Genomic DNA, 18,631 nt, shown 5'->3' with positions numbered 1-18,631 from the left:
ATAATTCGTGCATAAGAGCGTGCGATACTTCTGTCGTCTCACCTATTCCATTTTACTAACTCCTTGCGTATTTTTTATAAAGACATAAAACGTAAGTACTTACAATAACTTGACGATCTGCCTACTGATTCGTACTATTATGTAGTATGAATATTTCGAGTCTCGACTTCGCTGACGGCGCTAAAATCCCAAAAGCTTACACACGGCTTGGCGGCAATCGACGCCCAACACTGCGCATTGCCGGCGTGCCAGCAAATGCAAAAAGTCTCGCCGTTATTTGCCATGATCCTGATGCGCCCGGGCGCGATGGATTTTATCATTGGACTGTCTGGAATTTGCCACCCGAGACAACCGAAATCACTGGCAACACCCTGCCAAATGGCGCGGTTGAAGGCATAACCAGTTGGGGTCATTCCGGCTACGGCGGTCCTCAACCGCCGTTCGGCACACACCGATACCAGTTCTTTGTTTACGCACTCAACACTATACTCGACATTCCAGCTGCTACAAAGCCGCAAGCGTTGTCTGCTACTATGCAGCCGCATATCATCGACCAGGCGGTATTGACGGGAATGTTCAGCGCGTTAGACACTTTTCGAAAGTAGATTTAAATTAAGCCATCTTGTACATGTCTTGATATACGCACCCAATATGGTCAACAATCTCTGCATCAATCACCTTCCCCTCATCAATATACTGCGCCACTATATCCGTGATGCATAAACCCGCCCATGCAATTGCATCGTTTGTCGTGGCAGCACCTTTCGCTCGCAATCTGTGAAATCCGCGTTGAAACTCTTCAACCCTTGGTAACGGCTTACCAGACACAACCGTTCGAGCATATCCGCCAGGTATATTGTTCGCGAAACAATATACCAATGCTTCAATGTACATACTTTTCCAAGTAAATCCATGCGGCGGACGGATATGACTCGCGGTAATACATATCTCGTACGGCTGTTTCATCAATGTGCGGCTGCGTTTCGAGCATGATTCTATCACGTGAATATACTCGTGCAACACAACGGTAACAACATTTGCTATAGCGCTTTGGCGGTACTCAATATACGGGCGCAGCAAGATAAAGTCGGTACCGCTAATCCGATGCCCAATCACGCCCGCATCGGGGATATTCGGTAATACATAGACTGTAAGCGTGGTATGCAAATCAAATGTCGAAGCAAGAAAGGTCTTAATGTTCACAAGTAATTCATTAGTACGCGCGAAATTATACGCCTGGAGTAAATCGCGCCACATCAGCATCGTTTTTTGTGTATCACGCCAAACGAGTGCTTCAAACAGCGGCATGCACGGTAGCGCCCGCTCTACGATCGTTTGCGCATCATGCGAGCGAGTATTACCAGCGTATAATTCTGCCAACAGCTGCCGCGGGTTGGAATTGTACTGCAAAAGATATTTTACATCGTGCAGTGCTTTTTGTTGTTCTTGCGACAACATAGAGTGAATCTGCCCTGTATAATACGCTGCCGATTCTGCGTCGACTGCCGATGAATCATCCCACCCAGCAACAATCTGCAGCCAATAATAAAAAGTTGTCTGCTTATCGACTGAGAAAACAACACCCATTCTTTTAGTATATGCTAATCTGCAAACTGGCTATTATATAGCTCAGCATAAAAACCATGCTGGTCAAGTAACGCTTGGTGTGTACCCTGCTCAATGATATTGCCGTTTTTCACGACTAAAATCAGATCAGCGTCGCGAATTGTACTGAGCCGGTGAGCGATAACGAAGCTAGTTTTGCCCTTCATCAGCCGATCCATTGCTTGTTGAATCAGCACTTCGGTGCGCGTATCAACTGAGCTGGTAGCTTCGTCTAAAATCAACATCGGCGTTTTAGCAAGCATCGCCCGTGCGATAGTCAGCAGTTGTTTTTCACCCTGCGAAATGTTCGTTGCCTCTTCGTCAAGCACCATGTCGTAGCCGCCTGGCAGCGAGTGAACAAAGTGATCAACGTGCGCTTCTTTGGCGGTAGCGATCAGTTCATCGTCGCTAGCATCCGGACGACCGTAACGCAAATTATCGCGAATCGTGCCACTAAATAGCCATGTATCCTGCAGTACCATACCAAACATCTGCCGCACGTCGCTGCGCTTCATCTGGCGGATATCAACGCCGTCAATTTTAATCGCGCCACTGTTAATCTCATAAAATCGCATCAGCAAATTTACCAGCGTCGTCTTGCCGGCGCCGGTCGAACCAACGATCGCCACGCGCTGCCCCGGCTTGACACGCGCCGATAAGCCCTTGATAACCGGCTCGCCTGGATTATAACCAAAGGTGACGTTATCAAATTCCACGCCGCCCTTCACTTTTTCTAGCTTTACCAAATCCCTACCCTCGCGCGTCTCTTCTGGTTCGTCGATAAACTCAAATACCCGCTCCGCTGCCGCAGCCGTTGATTGCAAAACGTTAGCGATATTTGCCGTCTGTTCAATCGGCTGATTAAACTGTCGCATATATTGAATAAACGCCTGAATATCGCCAACCTGCAATCGACCATTGATCGCCAGCCAACCACCCAACACTGCCACGCCAACGTAGCCCAAATTTCCCACGAAATTCATAATCGGCCACATCAGTCCCGACAAAAACTGCGATTTCCAAGCACTTACGTGCAGTTGATTATTAATTGTCGTAAATTTTGCGAGCGAACGCGCTTGCCCGTTAAACACACGCATAACTTGATGTCCAGCATACATTTCCTCAATATGCCCGTTCAGTTCGCCGAGCTCAGTTTGCTGACGAGTAAATTGTACCTGCGATTTTTTCGCAATTAGCAGCACAAAACCCATGCTCACTGGCAACACTAGAAGTGCTACTACTGTCATCTGCCAACTAATTGATAGCATCATTGCCACGATACCAGCAATCATTACCACCGCCGACACGATTTGCGACAAACTTTGATTTAGCGTCTGGCTGATTGTATCAACATCGTTCGTGACGCGACTGAGCACCTCACCGTAAGTTTGCTTATCAAAGTAGCTGAGCGGCAAACGGTTAATTTTCAACGAAATATCACGCCGCATCTGAAATGCGACTTTTTGCGTTACGTTTGTCATGATCCAGCTTTCAAGATAGCGGAGCGTTGCACTCAACAGATACAGCCCAATAAGCCACAGAACAATTTGGCCAATTGCGTCAAAGTGAAACGCTGGTCTTTTCGTCACATCAAGCGCGCGGATCGCATCAAGCTGACCGGCTGGGATTTTGTTTTCAATCTCCGATTTGTTTGGCAACTTGTTTAATATATTACCTCCCGTTGTGCCGCTTGGCAGCTTTGTATCCGCCGGTAGTTTTTTCGTGATTGTATCGTATGCTTTGATACTAACGTAATCTTTCACGATCTGGTTAGTTGCCTCGCCGAGTATTTTCGGGCTAACGATTGCAAAAATTGTGCTGCCAACCGCAAGCACTGCAACCGCTAGTAACCGCCAACGAAACGCCGCCAAATAGCATACTAATTTTTTCATCGTACCGCGAAAGTTTTTAGCTTTTTCGCCCGCACCCATATTTCCCATCGGTCCGCCTTGGCGCACGCGTGGTCGTTTTTTAAAATCTTGTTTATTACTCATCGCGCTACTCCTTTCTGCCGCCGGACAGATCGCGTAGCAGACCTTTTTGATGCTGATGATGGCGTAGCAACATTAGCCGCTAGCTGCGCAAGCTCTTCATCAGACAACTGCGACGCGGCAATTTCTTGGTATATACGGCACGACTGCATCAATTCAGCATGCGTGCCCTGCCCGACGATTTTACCCTCGTCAAGTACGATGATTTTATCAGCATTCATAATCGTGTTGATACGCTGCGCCACAATCAGCATAGTTTTATGTTTCATCTCCTTAGCAAGCGCGCGCCGTAGTTTCGCGTCAGTCTTAAAGTCTAGCGCCGAAAACGAATCGTCGAAAATATAAATCTGTGCCTGCGTTGCCAGCGCACGCGCAATTGATAACCGCTGACGCTGTCCGCCCGATACGTTGCTGCCACCCTGCGCAATACTACTGTCGTACGCACTGTCAAGTTCATTAATAAATTCTGCCGCCTGGGCAACCTGCGCCGCTTTCTCAAGCTCCTTACGCGACGCTTTCTGATTACCGTAAGAAATGTTACTCGCGACCGTACCGCTGAAAAGTACGCCTTTTTGCGGCACATAGCCGATGCGTGAGGTCAGCTCACTGAGCATGACATTGCGGATATCAACACCATCAAGCAAAATCTGCCCAGCACTCACGTCATAGAACCGCGGGATTAAATTAATGAGAGTTGATTTACCGCTGCCCGTACTGCCAATAAACGCCGTTGTTTGCCCTGGCTCAGCAGTAAAGTTAATACCCGACAGTACTGGTAAATCCGCACCCGGGTAACTAAACGTTACATCACGAAATTCAATTTTTCCCACGCCATCCGCCGGAAGATGATTCGGTTGTTTCGGATCAGTAATTGACGGCTGCGTATCCAAAATCTCGCTGACGCGCCGCACCGACACCGCCGCACGCGGCACCATAATGAATACCATCGAAATCATCAAAAATGAAATAATCACCTGCATTGCGTATTGCAAAAACGCCATCATATTACCAATTTCTAGCGTCCCCGCATCAACAAGCCACGCGCCAAACCAAACCACTGCAATGCTTGTAAGGTTCATAACTAACATCATCACCGGATCAAGTACCATCATCAGGCGATTCACGAACAAATTTAGTCCGTTCAACTCATTATTCACGCGCTGAAATTTCGTTTGCTCAATTTTTTCATTGTGGAACGCCCGCACAACCCGCAAACCCGTTAAGTTTTCGCGCGTTACTAGATTCAGTTTATCAACCAGCTGCTGTAATTTCTTGAATCGTGGAACCGCCACAGCGAAGAGCATAACAATTATAATCAACAGCCCCGCCACTGCCGATGCGATGATCCACGTCAAATTTGGCGCATTTTCTAACGCTTTCTGAATACCACCAACCGCCATCAGCGGCGCCATCAGCGCAAAACGCAGCAGCATCATCAATGTCATCTGAATTTGCTGAATATCGTTCGTTGAGCGCGTAATAAGCGACGCGGTAGAGAACTGATTAAAATCCGCAATCGCAAGATTCTCAATCTGCGCAAACACCCGCCGGCGTACATCTCGCGCTAATCCTGTAGCAATCCGCGCCGCAAAGAATACGCTTGCAATCGTGCAAACGCCGCCGATCAGCGCAACGACGATCATCATGCGTCCATCTGTCCAAATCGAACCAAGATCCTGCAAGATAATTCCTTTGTTGACGATATTCGCCGAATAATCCGGCAAACGCAGCGACATCATTACTGCGACATACGTGAATACCACTAGCGCAACAAACGCCGCAATGTACGGTTTACATAATTTCAAAATCGGTTTCATAGATATTCTTTCTGTTAATCCAGCTACCATTCTACACCATTTTATACGGAACCAGGATTTATATGGACTTCAACCAATAGATATTTCTAGCCTTCTGTATGCTATCGCGGTATAATTTAGCTATGAAAGGCTTTGATTGGCGGCGGGGGCTATTATCGCTTACCGGACTGAAACGCCTTATCCGGCAACCGCAGTACGTCGTGCTCAGTTTTATTGTTGCGTTTTTATTTTCGATCGTCATCTACGGGCTAATCCATATTAATTTTTACGGACCACTTTTTCTATCTTCGCTGCCAATTGTCGATAAGCTTGCGCTTGTTGGTCAGCTTATTACTGCATTAGCCTGCGACACAATTACGACGAGCACTGGTTTTATGATTATTCTTATTTCACTTTTACAGGGCATTGCTATTGCCGCTATCGTATTCGACGCTAAACACAACCGCGCAAACGACAAACAACTTGCATCACGCCAAACCGCAACGAGCAGCCTTGCTACCATAGCCGCCGCACTTGGACTCGGCTGCGTCCCCTGCGGTACGTCGCTTATTTTGCCAATCGTGACTTTGTTCTTTTCTGGTGCCGCCGCCACAACTGCTGCGCACATCGCTAATAGTTTCATACTAGTTGTTGCGCTCTGCTTGAGTATATGGTCACTTGTGAGATCTGGTTATATCGTTTATATTCATACGGAATTAACACAGCAAAAGGAGTCACATGCGTAACAATCGTGGTATTGCACCAATTAATATCGTTCTTGGCGTTGTTGCCGCTGGCATTGTCGCGTTATTTGTATATAATATCGCGAACCGTCCGCCTAACCAACATGTCGGGGATGGCAGACCATGGGTACAGCATATGTCACGCGGCAATGCAGACACAAAAAACGTTTTTATTGATTACACTGACTATTTTTGTTCATACTGTGCTCAGGTTGAAGCGGCAACATCACAGCATGAATTTAACGATACGTACATCAAACCTGGCAAACTACGCTATGAACACCGCGTCGTCACTGTACTTAAAAGCATGGTACCCAACAGCGAACAAGGCGCTGAAGCCGCCTATTGTGCTGCCGACCAAAATAAGTATTGGGAGTACACACACGACATCGTACCACGTATCAAATCCGACTACTTTGATAAAGGTATCGGTGTGAAAAATGTTGCTGTGCCAAAAGAAATTCCGAAGTTGCCGCTCAACTACTTCGCTGAATCGGCAAAATCAGCTAAGTTAGACATTGCTACATTTAGCGATTGTATGGCACACGAAAAGCATAAGTCCGAGATTGAAGCTAACACCAAACGAGCACTTGCGCTCGGCGTATCAGGTCTACCGTACATAGTAGTCAACAACTACACGACAAGTGGTTTCGCCGGCGGATACAACGGGCTGCATACGATTCTGAAGGCAGGCGGCATCAATCCATAGTAGACTGCGGATGTATCACTGCAAGTGATTGCTCAACGCGTAAACGCGCCGGATGAGTCCGCAGCCATTCGTCAACCGCCCGCACAGCACCTGGCAGCGCTTCGTTCGTGTAGTCATCAACGACGATAACCGCGCCATCCGCTAGCTTACCTTCAATAAGCCGCAGCGGCGTGAGAATCGACTCGTAATAATCGCCGTCCAGAAACGCGAAGCTGATTGGCGCCGGTATATCGCTCGGATGCAAATCACGGAACCACCCCTTATGAATGTGCGGCAATGGTATGCCGGCTTTTTTGAAATTCGTCATAAATTGCTTCTTCGTCGCTAGCAACTCGCCTGGGCGAAATTGCTCGCCGATAGGACTAATGTCGGGCGTTGTCTTCTCTGGCAAACCAGCAAATGAATCGTAAACATGAAATTGCTTGCCGCCCAGCCACCGCGCAATATGAATGCTCGCCGTGCCCGCGTAGCAGCCAAATTCAACCACTGCACCAGGCACTGTCTGGACACGTACCAGCTCGCGCAGGATAATCGCCAGCTCGCGAAACGTAATTTGTTCGGACAATAGCGTAGCAGCAGCAAGATATCTCTCTAAACTCATGCTTTTATTATACTCGCCGGTCAGGTATACTAAGGAAGACGTCGGGGTGTGGCGCAGCTTGGTAGCGCGCACCGTTCGGGACGGTGAGGTCGCTGGTTCAAATCCAGTCACCCCGACCAAGTGTTCGACACTCAAACCCACGTCCTGAGAGACCTCAGGCGTGGGTTTTTGGGTTGAACACGGCTTGTTCTGGACGGTCTTTGGTGGTTTGAGGCAGCTCTGCCGGTTCGGAGGCTGCGTGCCTGGTCTTGTGTTTGCGACCTCATGACCCCCTGCGACCTCGTGGCCCCGTGGTACTGGGAGGGTCTGTGCTGCGCCTGGTGGCTGTGGTGTGTGGGGCTGGCCACTGGCTGCGGTGGCAAGGTTTGCTGCCTGTTCCTCGTCGCGTTCTCCTGGATCCGTGGTGAGAGGCTTCATGCTCTCCTCGCCTTCGGGCAGGGTCTGCTCGTTGTCTGTCGGGCTCCCGCCCCAGCCCAGGATGCTGTCAAAGGGCGGCATGCAGGTGGCGGTGGTGGTGAGCTGGCTGGTGTCGTCGTGGGGGACGAGGTAGACATGTTCGAAGAGCAGTTGGTTGAGCATGCGTCGGATGTGGTTGGGTGCGTGGTGGTAGGTGTTAGCCATGTGCTGGGCGATGTCTAGTGCCTGAACGACTAGTTCTTCTTTATCTCCTAGATCTTGTTCTAGGGTTTGGATACGGTGGTTGGCAGCGGTTAGGCTGTGGGTGATACGTTGTTGTTCCTTGCGTAGTAGCTCTACGGGGATGGCGCCCTCGTAGTGGGCTTGGAGGAGCTTGTGCTGCCGGGTCTTCGTGCGCGAGGCGGGGACTGGCGCCAGCTACACGACCGGACAGGCCGATTTCTCCAGGGGAGATGTGAGGAAATGACGTTCACGCGACGTGGACACCAGGGGCGTACCCGGTGACCGGGAACCACCCCACGCAGACACCTCACCCCACACCACGGGTCGAGCAGACCGGTGGACAGAAATTGTGGTACAATAATGTATTAGATGACTGGTAGAATTTCAGAGACAGAGACACATCGAATAGATCGCGAGTTTGACGGTCGTCAAACTTTTGTGCGACGTGCTATCGGAAGGTTCGTGTTAGGCGTGACTCCAGTCAAGATAATAAAGAAAATCATCAGAAAAGATAGCAAGCAGGCTTTTTGGCGTCCTGGCGACAGGTTGACAGCATCAACAATTTTTGATCCTAATCCATCTTATTCTGCAGAAGAAGCGACAGAGTCTTTTGAAGAGCAGCGACATCGATTTCTTTACGATTCTGACGGTGGTTCATGGTGCGCATCGCCTAATTATGAATCACCTTGGCAGTCTGAATAGTTTATAGAGAAGATAACATCATTATGTTGCACGAAGAGATGATTATAGCTTCGGCTAATTATGCTGGTATATATCCTGCGATGCGAAGACTTGAGAGCTTTCGAAGTTTTTGGCTCAGAAGGCATCTCCTCACTTTAGATTTCAGCGAAGGAGAAAGGACATGGGTGGAACGGCAGTCTCCGTACCAGGCTCACTACCTTTGCGACACATTTATTAGCAGCTATGCCAATCCAATAGATCAAGCGGATAATTTCCATTAATGCTTGAGTGCCGCCTGAACTGGTTGTAGTATGCGAGATACCAATAAATCCTTTCCGGCACAATTGATGCACGTATGTTTGGAGATAAGCATTCCTCTTGGATAGTACGATTGAATCTCTCAATATGGGCATTGTCATTACTCTTGCGCACTCTGGAATGGCGCAAGGCAATCCCTTTAGAATTCAGTTGATCGTGAAACCATTTACCAAACTCTGGCCCGTTGTCGGTTTGTAGCATCGCCAGCGAGATACCGAGATAATCTTGTCCGCGCATAACAAAATGAAAGCTCGCCCGCTGATTGCATTTGGGAGAATACTCAGCATAGGCAGCACGCGAAAAGAGATCTATGAGTGTATAGACATAAAAGCGCCCGCCATCTCTTTGCACGAAATGAATAGTATCCGCCTGCACTAAGTCTCCTGGTTTATTAGCTAGCGGGCGCGGTATATAAGGCCGATGCCGTTTCCACTTGCTTATAGGTTTTTGTGAGACCTTGGCGCCGCAAGGTACGCTTAACGCTACTGAGTGATACCGCTACGCCGCGCTCTTGCAGCTCAAGATGAATAAAATACGCACCGCGGCCGCTCCGCTGTCTTTCTGTTACAATAGCCGCAACTATCTCGTCTGGCAATGTATGAGGATGATGCCGCGGCGCTGAAGACAAGGTCGGTATATGAGCATTCCATGCTAAGTCTAGGGTCTTAGCTTTTTCTATCCATCGATACAGCGTCGTCCGGTGTACGCCGCTCCGGCGGGCAGCTTCAGCGACACTCATGCCTTGGCGTATGACCAGATCTACTGCCGCTCGTCTAGCCTTTGGAGCGTAAGGATTGTTAGAATAAGCCATAGCAGACTACTCCTTTCTGATTAGGTGGTACTAATCTAGTGTAGGATAGTCTGCTTTTTTAGGCAGAGGATGTTGCGAAGGTAGTGAGCCTTTACGATGATATTGACTTATAAGCACTATTATGCTATTACTTATACACGTTATGGACAAATGTTTTGGAGAATCTGTGCTGAGTTGTGCAGAGGATATGGAAGATTCTAAGCTAAATGACGAAAAGCTCAGTCAAGTGTTTGAGGAAATTGACAGCGTCGAAGAAAGCGACAATAAACACACCAACAAACGTCCACTATGTCCAATCCTTAGATTTCTATCATTGGAAGATGCAGCCAGGATAGGGTGTTATTCATGCGAGTTTGGTCCGCAACCAGTTGAGAGAGAATCCCCAGAGCTTTCTGTTCCCGTCTTCAACGACATACTAATTGCATATCAAAGACGAGTACATAAAAAGTTAAACCCCCGTGCATCGCGCAAAGATATTGAGTCCATCGACCGCCCAGATCGCCACATACTCTTTGAAGAGCAACAACTGTCACCCGGCAGGTGCTCATCAATTGTTCAATCTGTTGTACATTCGTTTTTTGGCAAAGATATCAGCCGCCTTAAAAAATTGATAAAGAGCGATTCTAACAGCAGCAACATAGAAAGAGCCATTATCCATCCAGATTCAAAAACAGAACTTGAGAAAGTAGAAGCCGAAAGAAACCTGGCAGTTGCGATTCTTGAGGCAGCTCCCGCTGCATGGCACAACAATAAACAAAGATGCGTAGATAGACAGATAGAACTAGGCTTGGAAAACTCAAACAGAACAGAGAAAAAAGAAGTAATAGAAATGGCTCGCCTCATGCACGACATGACAGATTTCGTGTTAACCAGGGACACGCAGATGTCAGCGTCAGACGTCAAAGATTTTATGGAGGGTACGTTTTACTCTCTGCTCCCTCGTGAATGCAAACGTGAAATACCTGGATGCGTCCGCGGCATAGTTGGCGAGGTCGCAATTGCAAAAGCATTCAAATCAGCAGGTGATATCTACATTCATGGATCAGCGGAGGAAGACGCCAAAGGGATTGACTTTAAGCTTAATCCAGAATGCGATAGACGAAAGAATCAACCGCAGTATTTTGACCTAAAATGTTACACAAATGTACAAGAGGTATCTTTTGTTAGATACGGGTCTCGCCCAGACTCCTACACGCGGTTAACTATTCCTGCATCTATGATAAACCTGGAAACCTTGGAATTATACCCAGCAGCTGAAAAAGATGCTTTCAAATTTCTAAAAATCCGCACTCAAAAGTAGTTGGCTCTAGTTATTAATCACTAATCTCAAATACTTTCCGCCGCGCCGTCCGTCCGCGCAGTAATACTACGCGCGTTTTTGCGACCCCTATATGCGCGGCGGCAAGTCGAATTGCCGCTGCATTTGCCCGCCCGTCAATCGCCGGTTCTTTCGTGAAAATCGTTAGGCTGCCGTCAGCGTTTTCAATTACCATATCACCGCGTCTGCTGCCGGGTTTTAGGTGAACAGTAATTCTCATATATTTTCATTATAGCCTGAGAAAACCGTATCAAAAATAAGCATCCTACACTGTGCTATCATACATACATATATGCGTCATTTTCTTCAACCGTTTTCGGAGTCTTTTGCATTGAGCCTGGTGTATTGGCCATTTATGTGCATTTTGCTGACAATCCCGTTCATCATTGCGCGGCTGATAGCACGGCGGCGGGCAACATGGGGATATGTTATTTTTTCGTATACATTTGTACTGTATTTGCTTGGGCTTGGATTATTCACTCTCTATCCAATGCCCGACAGCTCTGCGTCATTTTGCGCAAAACAGTCTTTATCGCCACAACTTATCCCATTTCACTGGATTGTTGATGCTATGCGGCCCGGCAAACACATAACTGCCGCACTGCAAGTCATCGCCAATATTTGTTTCTTCATGCCGCTCGGCGCATTTGTTGCGTTATATTTTAGAAAACACATTCGTTTCGCTATCGTGGCAGGTTTAGGTTTGTCATTCTTGATCGAAATTGCACAGCTGACCGGATTTTTCCATATCTACCCATGCAGTTATCGTCTGTTTGACGTTGACGATCTAGCAATGAACACGCTCGGTGCGGCACTTGGCTACACTATGACATTCCGTCTCAAGAAATATCTAAAAAGCCAGCCGCTCAATGCTGAGCCTGTAAAGAACAATCTCGCTAACCACTTCCTTGCCGGGTGTATTGATGCAGTAGCAATTATGCTCATAGCGTCAGTGAGCGCCATGATACTGCGCGTCTATGCCCCAGCGATTTATCAAATCAGTCCACAAGCTATTGTGATGCTTTGGTGGATAACGTGGGAGTGGATTATACCAAAAATCTGCCACGGCTGGACATTTGGACGATATTTAGTCGGCGTAGAAAAGCGAAAGAAGCGACGGTAGCGCAAGTAACGCAGCAGGAGAACAAAAATCCTCAGTGCTATCAATACCACGTTACAATCTCGTCCATATCACGGCGGCTGCGCGGATGCATTGATCCGTCGGCACGGTAACCAAGTGCCAGCATTACTACCGGTAAATCATTATCACGGTTGATCAATTTGAAACTTTCTAGTACGGCAACTACTTTGTCGATCGAAAAACCTTCTATTGCACACGAATCAATTCCTCGCTCTGCTGCTGCCAGCATGACAAACCCGAGCGCGATATACGCTTGTCGTGCCGCCCACTGGTGCAGTCCATCCGGCGTATCGTATACCTTAAAATCAGTTTTCGCCCAATGTTTCCATCCTGTTTTCATTGCCGCTGCCGTTACTGTATTCATACCTTTTACGTCGCGCAGCATGTGCGTCATATGCCTATCAAATCCGCTCGCAGTTTTCGCAGTGAAAACCAATATATGGCTCGCATCAAAGCGCGGACCATTCACAATACTGCTCGCTTTTTTCAGTTGAGCGCGCAGCTTGGCATCCTGCGCCACGATGATATTCCATTGCTCCATGCCGTATGAACTCGGCGCTAAGCGCGCTGCTTGCAAAAGCAATTCCATGTCGTCCTCTGAATTTTTTTTATTAAGATCAAACTTCTTGCAAGCGTGACGAAATTCCAGCGCCTCACTTATATGTTTCGCTGTAATAGATTTTGTCATAGCATGCCCCTTTCTTTGGCAATTATTGCTTGCTGCTCCGGCGTAAACCGGCGCGATTCTTTCATTTTTTGCATAGCTTTCTTTTTGATCCATACGTCGATTGGTGCAATAGACAGTTCGTTCATTGTCTGGTCGAAACTAACCAGCGCCGCTTCAGCATACAGCCATGCCATCGCTATTTTGACATAATAACCGTCATGCGAGATAGTTCGCAACTCAGTAAACACGCGGCTCATACTGTCCAGCGTCAAAAAATTACTCATCAGCATAATCACGCCATAACGGACGGAAAACTCGCCGTCCTGATGAAGATTCTCGCATGCAAAATTCCACCAAGCATCTGCCCGAAACCGCGCGCGGCGCTCAACAAAAGTATCAATTTCTGCCCAGCTATCAACCAGCGGCAAATAGCAGCGTATCAAATCAATCATCGTTTCGTCATTCATTTTCGTATAATTGATAAGCAAGCCGCCCAGCAGCACCTGTTCGTAAACTGTCTCGTCAAGCTCGCGTAAAAATATTCGTATATCAGCAGCGTTCAGCGGCGGCGTTTCATTATTGCCATCACCTCCAGCCGCACCGATCCCATAGCGTGCCAGCTGCTTTGCTAGATGCCGGAGCGCCGGTGTGCGCACGCCGTACACGCGCTTATTTGTATTAACGATTCGTCGCTGAAACGTCGCATATTTTTCGTCGCCGACCGCTAACTGGCGCAAAGTTTGGTCAACTGCAGCGATGTCCATATGATTATTGTAACAGAATGGATAAATACCTTCTCACAATAACCGCCGCGAAAAACACCTATTATTTTAATATAAATCGTAAGATACTATTATTTACAAGCAAGCTGTAGAGCTGCTTAATTATGCCTTTGCACAACAACTTGTTTCTTGAACGCCGCATGCCAATACCTAACAATCCGCCGCTCTACCTCGTGTTTTGACTGTTCAAAATAATTAAGTGGCAGCCATGCAATTTCGTCGCCATCAATGCCTGGTGCATAGTGCCCGCCAGGCTGCGACACGGCGAAAATCAATCGTACTTGCCAAAAATTATGTTCTGCCAGATATGCTGGCTGATCAATATCAATAATTTGGTACGAGAATTTGCCGCTTAGACTTACCTCTTCTGCTAATTCTCGCGCCAGCGCTTGGCGGAAATCCTCGCCATGATCCATGCCGCCGCCCGGTAAATCATAGTAATGGCGCCCTGTCTCCTTCACGACCAGAATATCACCATTAGCATTCGTAATCAGCGCCTTAAGCGACAACCGATACAAATAGTCTGTCGGGCGATTCGTTTGATGCGTAATGATTCCGTGGACGGCACTCATACCACTATATATTACAACTTTTTTAAGCTTTCGCACAAACACGCAAAATTATTTACGATAACGCTGCTATCGCTTGCTTCAACTTTTGAATGAAAGCTCTGTCAAACGCACGCTTTTCGTCGTCGCTCATCTCATCCCACGTCTTTTTTCGATCGCGCGACTCAAACGCCGCCGCTAGCGGATAATCCGTTCCATTATATGGCTGTTGTAATTTTACCCGATTCAGCACGCCATTATTCACATTATGCATTACCCTGATCTCGCCGCTCGGCGATGCAATCGCGACGCACTGCTTGAAATAACAATCAAGATTTTTCAGCCCCCTCGTTTTCTGCCGCAAATAATCCCAGAATTCCTCGCCAGTCGTTTCTTCCGGCAGTTCTCCGCCCCAACGGCGCAGCGCCACACCCGGCTCGCCATTCAGTTCTTTGATAAAAAATCCTGTATCATCGCCCAAACACATCAATCTGGTTTTTACTGCATATGCCCTCGCTTTAGCAATCGCATTATCTTCAATTGAGTCAATTCCTTCAGGAATTTCCAGCTTTATACCAATATCATCAATACCAAGCACAGTATAATCATCACTCAGGTACAGCTTAAAATCAGCTAATTTTGCTTGGTTACTTGTTGCGATAAGTAATTCCGCTCTACTATTACTATTCTTTTCAGTTTCACACACAGCGCCTACTTCTCCCTCGTAATTTTTATAAAACCACTCTCTCGAATGTGTCTCCGTATATTTTCTGTACTACAACAAGAATATACCATACCACATATTCACCTATCACTAGCACAAGCTCATTTACCATAACTCATGGCTGCCTATTAAATTAGCCTGAATATAGTTTCAATTGCCACAACTATACACCCAAACTCGAAAATCTTTCGCCGATTGAGATAGCGTGCAGTGCACTAATTACTCCAGGGATACCGACAGTCTCTAACTCCTTGAGTGTCATAAAACGCAGATCATCCATTTTATCCGGTTCGCAGATACACGGCTTACCCTGCCATGCGGCAATGTTAAAATAAAAATCTATATAGTCAAACTCACCTTCGTGGCGCTGCATAGCGTGTACTAGCTCAGCATCCGCTTCAATTACCCGCAGACCAACTTCTTCTGCAAGTTCGCGCACAGCCGCCGCCCGAGCTGATTCACCATCGTCAACGTGTCCAGCTGGCACAGTATACTGACCATCGCGATAACCGGTATTATGCCGACGTATTACTAGATATTTATCACCCTGCTTTATAAGCATGTATACAGCTGCTCGAAAGTTTTTACGTGTCGTCATCCTATTATCTCCTCTTATACGATGAATGCTCCTTAAACCATTATTATCGCAGTCATTAAATACGTCAATCAGTCTTGCTCATGGTATACTGTCTGAAAAATGGATAATCTATTAAAAAAATTGCCAAAACTTACGCTGCTAAATCATTATTCATAAACACCCTACCAGCAGTACTACTAGCGTGCTAGCAACTACCAAGCATCTAGCTAATGTATCCACCTTCCAAAAGCTTTCGCGTCATCGGTAATAATTCCAGTTCAAGCGCTTCGTCGCGGCTAAACAATGCAAGATCACGCACAAACACCTCGTCACTGTCCGAAAACTTATCAAGACCTGGCAATCGCGCAGTGAAACAATAAACAGTCGCTTGCACGTCACCGTATGTGATACGTAGCTCATCAACAAACTGCAGGCCATCATCCGTAGACAGTGTATAATTTACCTCTTCTGCAATTTCACGCCGAATCGCTTCATGCGGCGTCTCGCCCACCTCAATGCCGCCACCAATAAACTCCCACATCGTACCGCCCGTGTCAGCGCGGCGGTTTAGTAGGATTTTATCACCATCACGAAATGCGATAAGCGACACATGAACACATTGTTTTACGTCATTTGCCATCAGTTAGTTATACCATAAAAAATCATACCCGTACAATTGTCTAGGGTTACATTTTAAATAGTCCTATAAGTAACACTGAAAGTGATAAAATGGTTTTCAGTGACCCAATCAAAAAATATTACCGTAGCGATTCAAGGACAAGCCGGCTCATTCCACGAACAAGCAGTGCGCCAGTGGTACGGCGCGCGGGCAACAATCGTGCCGTGCGTAACATTTCGCGACGCATTTGACGCCTACGCTAATGGCGCAGCTGATGCAATTGTAACGGCGGTAGAAAACACGATTTTTGGCAGTATCAACGAAGTGTACCAGCTGATAGAATCATGCGGCGCACCAATTGTCGGCGAAATGAAGCTGGCAATTGACCAAATGCTGATAACACGCCCAGGCGCGAAGCTTACCGGCATCACCGAAGTATACTCGCATCCTGTAGCGCTCGCACAATGTCAATCGTTTTTAAAACAGCACATGCCTCACGCGACCTTGATTGAGTTTTTCGATACCGCTGGTGCAGTTGAATTTATTGCGAGCGGACATGCACTACACCGAGCGGCTATCGCAGGGCGGGCAGCAGCCGAACTATACGGCCTGCCAATTGCCGCAGAATCAATCCAAGACGACAAAGACAACATTACGCGCTTTTTAGTGTTAGAATCAACAGATCCGCCCGTTGATGCAACACGCGCATCGCTCGTCGTTATGACAAGCCATCAGCCAGGTGCGCTCGTCGAGGTACTGCAGATTTTCGCTCGCGCCGGCGTCAATCTAACCAAACTCCAATCTCAGCCGATCATGGGTCAGCCGTGGCAATACAAATTTTTCATCGTCGTTGACTGCGCCGGTGCAAAACTCCGCCAGCTTATTAATGAGATTGAACAAAGCAGCCACACAGTGACAGCTCTAGGCGAATACCGAGCAGCGTAATTTATATGCAAAACTACCGAGTCGCCTGGTAACTCATATCTAGCAGGCTAGCGATTTCCTCATCTACTACCAAACCATCCAGCACAATACTCACCCAATGCATTTTGTTCATATGATAACCCGGCGCAAAACCTGATCGCACTCGTAAATCATCAATCAAGTTCGGGTCAAGCTTTAGATTTAATACATCAACCATGCCCTCACCCGTTAATCCAACTGTACCGCACGGCACATTCATCACGATTGCATACCACTTATGATTGTCATCATGCCGAAACACTGCATAGTTCGGGTATTTCTGCCATAAAAACTCCGGGTCAGTACCATAGGTTTGTTTAATGTGAATGTATAATTGCGAACGGTTCATCTATTTCTCTAACCACTAGGATAATTTACAAATATACCACGACTAGATGACTAGCTATCGTGTCTTTGCAATAATCTCACGTAATTGTTTGATCGCATCCGCACGGCGCTCGGTCGTCCAGTATTCACCGGGCGTCAAGCCTTTATCATCAATGGACGTTTCCGGTAAAAATCGTCCAACAATTTTGCCGTCATGCAATGCCGTGACGTCTGGCACGAAGATACGCGGATTACCATCGCCATCTTTCGCTAGATAATCTTTTAGTTTTTCGACCAGCATTTGGTATGTTACGTCATTATTTGCACGCGCCTGGCGTATGTCCATATAATAAACTTTTGTCAGCCCTTCAGCTTTTGCTGCCTCGTCAATCATTGGCGCTAGTTTTTGGCACCACGGGCATTCTTTGAAGCCTAAAAAGACGAGACCGCTGCCATGTTCGAAAATTTGCTTAATCTCACTAGGCGACACATACACAAAACGGTTATCGTCCGCCACTTGCGAATAGTGTTGCTTAAATTTCGCTGCGTCAGGTAGAGCAACCGTTGACTGTTCATGCTCTTTCGATGATTGACTTACTTTAAGTATGCACCACCACGCGGCAAGCAGAGCAACCGCTGCCACAATAGCCGCGACAATTATCCATTGTTTTCGTTCTCGTGCTTTCGATTTTTTTGCGCTCATAGTCCACCTCCATTTCACCTTTTTATTGTATCACGCCGCTACACGTACACTACTTGATTCCGTTGTGTATCTAATGCTATGGCTCGGTCACTAATTAGACTCTAACTATAGTAGTCGATTATCTTAATTTTTTATCTTTGTTCTATGCTTATTCTTAACTTCTACTCCTACCTTTACTTTCACTTGCTAGGTTCTTGTTCTTATATCTCTACCGTCTATTCATAGTTATTATTCTTTTCTTATATATTTATATATAAGAAGGAGAGAGAAAAAGAATGATGAATAATAGGGGTAGAATAGGTAAAGAATACCGGATATTGATATCCGGTATTCTTTTATAGTGAGAGGGGTAAAAAAGAGGGTGAAAA

The 18,631-nt window shown here is 47.0% G+C and carries 22 protein-coding genes and 1 tRNA gene; 8 read left to right on the top strand and 15 right to left on the bottom strand.

Annotation, left to right across the window (positions count from 1 at the left end):
- Window positions 1–146 precede the first annotated feature (146 nt).
- Window positions 147–605, top strand: coding sequence for a YbhB/YbcL family Raf kinase inhibitor-like protein (locus tag J5A52_00775; GenBank protein QUB37633.1), 459 nt, complete (start codon window positions 147–149; stop codon window positions 603–605).
- A gap of 7 nt (window positions 606–612) precedes the next feature.
- On the opposite strand, the gene J5A52_00770 is transcribed toward J5A52_00775, so the two are convergent.
- The 3 genes from J5A52_00770 to J5A52_00760 form a co-directional block, all read right to left on the bottom strand.
- A complete protein-coding gene (locus tag J5A52_00770) occupies window positions 613–1,587 on the bottom strand; it encodes a hypothetical protein (protein QUB37632.1) in 975 nt (324 codons plus the stop codon).
- Window positions 1,588–1,601: 14 nt separating this feature from the next.
- Window positions 1,602–3,497, bottom strand: a complete 1,896-nt coding sequence (locus J5A52_00765; GenBank protein QUB37980.1) for an ABC transporter ATP-binding protein — start codon at window positions 3,495–3,497, stop codon at window positions 1,602–1,604.
- 98 nt (window positions 3,498–3,595) lie between these two features.
- Window positions 3,596–5,413, bottom strand: a complete 1,818-nt coding sequence (locus J5A52_00760) for an ABC transporter ATP-binding protein (protein ID QUB37631.1) — start codon at window positions 5,411–5,413, stop codon at window positions 3,596–3,598.
- A gap of 122 nt (window positions 5,414–5,535) precedes the next feature.
- Between J5A52_00760 and J5A52_00755 the strand changes: the two genes are divergently transcribed.
- Both J5A52_00755 and J5A52_00750 read left to right on the top strand, forming a co-directional pair.
- On the top strand, window positions 5,536–6,138 hold the full coding sequence (locus tag J5A52_00755) for a hypothetical protein (protein QUB37630.1): 603 nt from the start codon (window positions 5,536–5,538) through the stop codon (window positions 6,136–6,138).
- Complete coding sequence (locus J5A52_00750) at window positions 6,131–6,844, top strand: DsbA family protein (protein ID QUB37629.1); 714 nt, start codon at window positions 6,131–6,133, stop codon at window positions 6,842–6,844. Before J5A52_00755 ends, J5A52_00750 begins: the two co-directional genes overlap by 8 nt.
- Here the strand turns inward: J5A52_00750 and J5A52_00745 are convergent.
- A complete protein-coding gene (locus J5A52_00745; protein QUB37628.1) occupies window positions 6,834–7,445 on the bottom strand; it encodes a class I SAM-dependent methyltransferase in 612 nt (203 codons plus the stop codon). The genes J5A52_00750 and J5A52_00745 overlap by 11 nt on opposite strands.
- Before the next feature lie 42 nt (window positions 7,446–7,487).
- On the opposite strand from J5A52_00745, the gene J5A52_00740 reads away from it, so the two are divergent.
- A tRNA-Pro gene (locus J5A52_00740) sits at window positions 7,488–7,564 on the top strand.
- 889 nt (window positions 7,565–8,453) lie between these two features.
- Window positions 8,454–8,786: a hypothetical protein gene (locus J5A52_00735; GenBank protein QUB37627.1), complete on the top strand. Its 333-nt coding sequence runs from the start codon at window positions 8,454–8,456 to the stop codon at window positions 8,784–8,786.
- A gap of 213 nt (window positions 8,787–8,999) precedes the next feature.
- Here J5A52_00735 and J5A52_00730 read toward each other — a convergent pair whose 3' ends face one another.
- Both J5A52_00730 and J5A52_00725 read right to left on the bottom strand, forming a co-directional pair.
- Window positions 9,000–9,458 (bottom strand): transposase, encoded by a 459-nt coding sequence (locus J5A52_00730; GenBank protein QUB37626.1) that lies wholly within the window; start codon window positions 9,456–9,458, stop codon window positions 9,000–9,002.
- A 16-nt stretch (window positions 9,459–9,474) separates the two neighbouring features.
- Window positions 9,475–9,894, bottom strand: coding sequence for a helix-turn-helix domain-containing protein (locus tag J5A52_00725; protein ID QUB37625.1), 420 nt, complete (start codon window positions 9,892–9,894; stop codon window positions 9,475–9,477).
- A gap of 142 nt (window positions 9,895–10,036) precedes the next feature.
- On the opposite strand from J5A52_00725, the gene J5A52_00720 reads away from it, so the two are divergent.
- Complete coding sequence (locus J5A52_00720; GenBank protein ID QUB37624.1) at window positions 10,037–11,194, top strand: hypothetical protein; 1,158 nt, start codon at window positions 10,037–10,039, stop codon at window positions 11,192–11,194.
- Between the two features lie 13 nt (window positions 11,195–11,207).
- Here J5A52_00720 and J5A52_00715 read toward each other — a convergent pair whose 3' ends face one another.
- On the bottom strand, window positions 11,208–11,432 hold the full coding sequence (locus J5A52_00715) for a DUF167 domain-containing protein (GenBank protein QUB37623.1): 225 nt from the start codon (window positions 11,430–11,432) through the stop codon (window positions 11,208–11,210).
- Window positions 11,433–11,504: 72 nt separating this feature from the next.
- Here J5A52_00715 and J5A52_00710 point away from each other — a divergent pair, with 72 nt between their 5' ends.
- Entirely contained in the window at window positions 11,505–12,335 is an 831-nt protein-coding gene (locus J5A52_00710; GenBank protein QUB37622.1) for a VanZ family protein, read from the top strand.
- A gap of 40 nt (window positions 12,336–12,375) precedes the next feature.
- On the opposite strand, the gene J5A52_00705 is transcribed toward J5A52_00710, so the two are convergent.
- The 6 genes from J5A52_00705 to J5A52_00680 all read right to left on the bottom strand — a co-directional run bounded on the left by J5A52_00705 (window position 12,376) and on the right by J5A52_00680 (window position 16,291).
- A complete protein-coding gene (locus J5A52_00705) occupies window positions 12,376–13,041 on the bottom strand; it encodes an NAD(P)H-dependent oxidoreductase (protein ID QUB37621.1) in 666 nt (221 codons plus the stop codon).
- Window positions 13,038–13,784, bottom strand: a complete 747-nt coding sequence (locus J5A52_00700) for a DNA alkylation repair protein (GenBank protein QUB37620.1) — start codon at window positions 13,782–13,784, stop codon at window positions 13,038–13,040. The genes J5A52_00705 and J5A52_00700 overlap by 4 nt, the downstream gene beginning before the upstream one ends.
- Window positions 13,785–13,900: 116 nt before the next feature.
- Window positions 13,901–14,374 carry an NUDIX domain-containing protein gene (locus tag J5A52_00695; GenBank protein QUB37619.1) on the bottom strand — a complete coding sequence of 158 codons (474 nt, stop codon included), beginning with the start codon at window positions 14,372–14,374 and terminating at the stop codon, window positions 13,901–13,903.
- Between the two features lie 52 nt (window positions 14,375–14,426).
- Window positions 14,427–15,056 carry a non-canonical purine NTP pyrophosphatase gene (locus tag J5A52_00690; GenBank protein QUB37618.1) on the bottom strand — a complete coding sequence of 210 codons (630 nt, stop codon included), beginning with the start codon at window positions 15,054–15,056 and terminating at the stop codon, window positions 14,427–14,429.
- 181 nt (window positions 15,057–15,237) lie between these two features.
- Complete coding sequence (locus J5A52_00685) at window positions 15,238–15,672, bottom strand: NUDIX domain-containing protein (GenBank protein ID QUB37617.1); 435 nt, start codon at window positions 15,670–15,672, stop codon at window positions 15,238–15,240.
- A 202-nt stretch (window positions 15,673–15,874) separates the two neighbouring features.
- On the bottom strand, window positions 15,875–16,291 hold the full coding sequence (locus J5A52_00680) for an NUDIX hydrolase (GenBank protein ID QUB37616.1): 417 nt from the start codon (window positions 16,289–16,291) through the stop codon (window positions 15,875–15,877).
- 99 nt (window positions 16,292–16,390) lie between these two features.
- On the opposite strand from J5A52_00680, the gene J5A52_00675 reads away from it, so the two are divergent.
- Complete coding sequence (locus J5A52_00675) at window positions 16,391–17,215, top strand: prephenate dehydratase (GenBank protein QUB37615.1); 825 nt, start codon at window positions 16,391–16,393, stop codon at window positions 17,213–17,215.
- Window positions 17,216–17,228: 13 nt separating this feature from the next.
- Here J5A52_00675 and J5A52_00670 read toward each other — a convergent pair whose 3' ends face one another.
- Both J5A52_00670 and J5A52_00665 read right to left on the bottom strand, forming a co-directional pair.
- Window positions 17,229–17,582 carry an MmcQ/YjbR family DNA-binding protein gene (locus J5A52_00670; protein ID QUB37614.1) on the bottom strand — a complete coding sequence of 118 codons (354 nt, stop codon included), beginning with the start codon at window positions 17,580–17,582 and terminating at the stop codon, window positions 17,229–17,231.
- Window positions 17,583–17,636: 54 nt separating this feature from the next.
- On the bottom strand, window positions 17,637–18,263 hold the full coding sequence (locus J5A52_00665; GenBank protein QUB37613.1) for a hypothetical protein: 627 nt from the start codon (window positions 18,261–18,263) through the stop codon (window positions 17,637–17,639).
- Window positions 18,264–18,631: the final 368 nt, after the last annotated feature.

This window comes from TM7 phylum sp. oral taxon 349, assembly GCA_018127705.1.
Lineage (GTDB): Bacteria > Patescibacteriota > Saccharimonadia > Saccharimonadales > Saccharimonadaceae > Saccharimonas.
This window is presented reverse-complemented; position numbering and strand designations above follow the sequence as displayed.

Coding starts and splice junctions, on each gene's coding strand:
- J5A52_00775 (QUB37633.1), top strand. CDS start 147: ATGAATATTTCGAGTCTCGACTTCGCTGACGGCGCTAAAATCCCAAAA.
- J5A52_00770 (QUB37632.1), bottom strand. CDS start 1,587: ATGGGTGTTGTTTTCTCAGTCGATAAGCAGACAACTTTTTATTATTGG.
- J5A52_00765 (QUB37980.1), bottom strand. CDS start 3,497: ATGAAAAAATTAGTATGCTATTTGGCGGCGTTTCGTTGGCGGTTACTA.
- J5A52_00760 (QUB37631.1), bottom strand. CDS start 5,413: ATGAAACCGATTTTGAAATTATGTAAACCGTACATTGCGGCGTTTGTT.
- J5A52_00755 (QUB37630.1), top strand. CDS start 5,536: ATGAAAGGCTTTGATTGGCGGCGGGGGCTATTATCGCTTACCGGACTG.
- J5A52_00750 (QUB37629.1), top strand. CDS start 6,131: ATGCGTAACAATCGTGGTATTGCACCAATTAATATCGTTCTTGGCGTT.
- J5A52_00745 (QUB37628.1), bottom strand. CDS start 7,445: ATGAGTTTAGAGAGATATCTTGCTGCTGCTACGCTATTGTCCGAACAA.
- J5A52_00735 (QUB37627.1), top strand. CDS start 8,454: ATGACTGGTAGAATTTCAGAGACAGAGACACATCGAATAGATCGCGAG.
- J5A52_00725 (QUB37625.1), bottom strand. CDS start 9,894: ATGGCTTATTCTAACAATCCTTACGCTCCAAAGGCTAGACGAGCGGCA.
- J5A52_00720 (QUB37624.1), top strand. CDS start 10,037: ATGGACAAATGTTTTGGAGAATCTGTGCTGAGTTGTGCAGAGGATATG.
- J5A52_00715 (QUB37623.1), bottom strand. CDS start 11,432: ATGAGAATTACTGTTCACCTAAAACCCGGCAGCAGACGCGGTGATATG.
- J5A52_00710 (QUB37622.1), top strand. CDS start 11,505: ATGCGTCATTTTCTTCAACCGTTTTCGGAGTCTTTTGCATTGAGCCTG.
- J5A52_00705 (QUB37621.1), bottom strand. CDS start 13,041: ATGACAAAATCTATTACAGCGAAACATATAAGTGAGGCGCTGGAATTT.
- J5A52_00700 (QUB37620.1), bottom strand. CDS start 13,784: ATGGACATCGCTGCAGTTGACCAAACTTTGCGCCAGTTAGCGGTCGGC.
- J5A52_00695 (QUB37619.1), bottom strand. CDS start 14,374: ATGAGTGCCGTCCACGGAATCATTACGCATCAAACGAATCGCCCGACA.
- J5A52_00685 (QUB37617.1), bottom strand. CDS start 15,672: ATGACGACACGTAAAAACTTTCGAGCAGCTGTATACATGCTTATAAAG.
- J5A52_00680 (QUB37616.1), bottom strand. CDS start 16,291: ATGGCAAATGACGTAAAACAATGTGTTCATGTGTCGCTTATCGCATTT.
- J5A52_00670 (QUB37614.1), bottom strand. CDS start 17,582: ATGAACCGTTCGCAATTATACATTCACATTAAACAAACCTATGGTACT.
- J5A52_00665 (QUB37613.1), bottom strand. CDS start 18,263: ATGAGCGCAAAAAAATCGAAAGCACGAGAACGAAAACAATGGATAATT.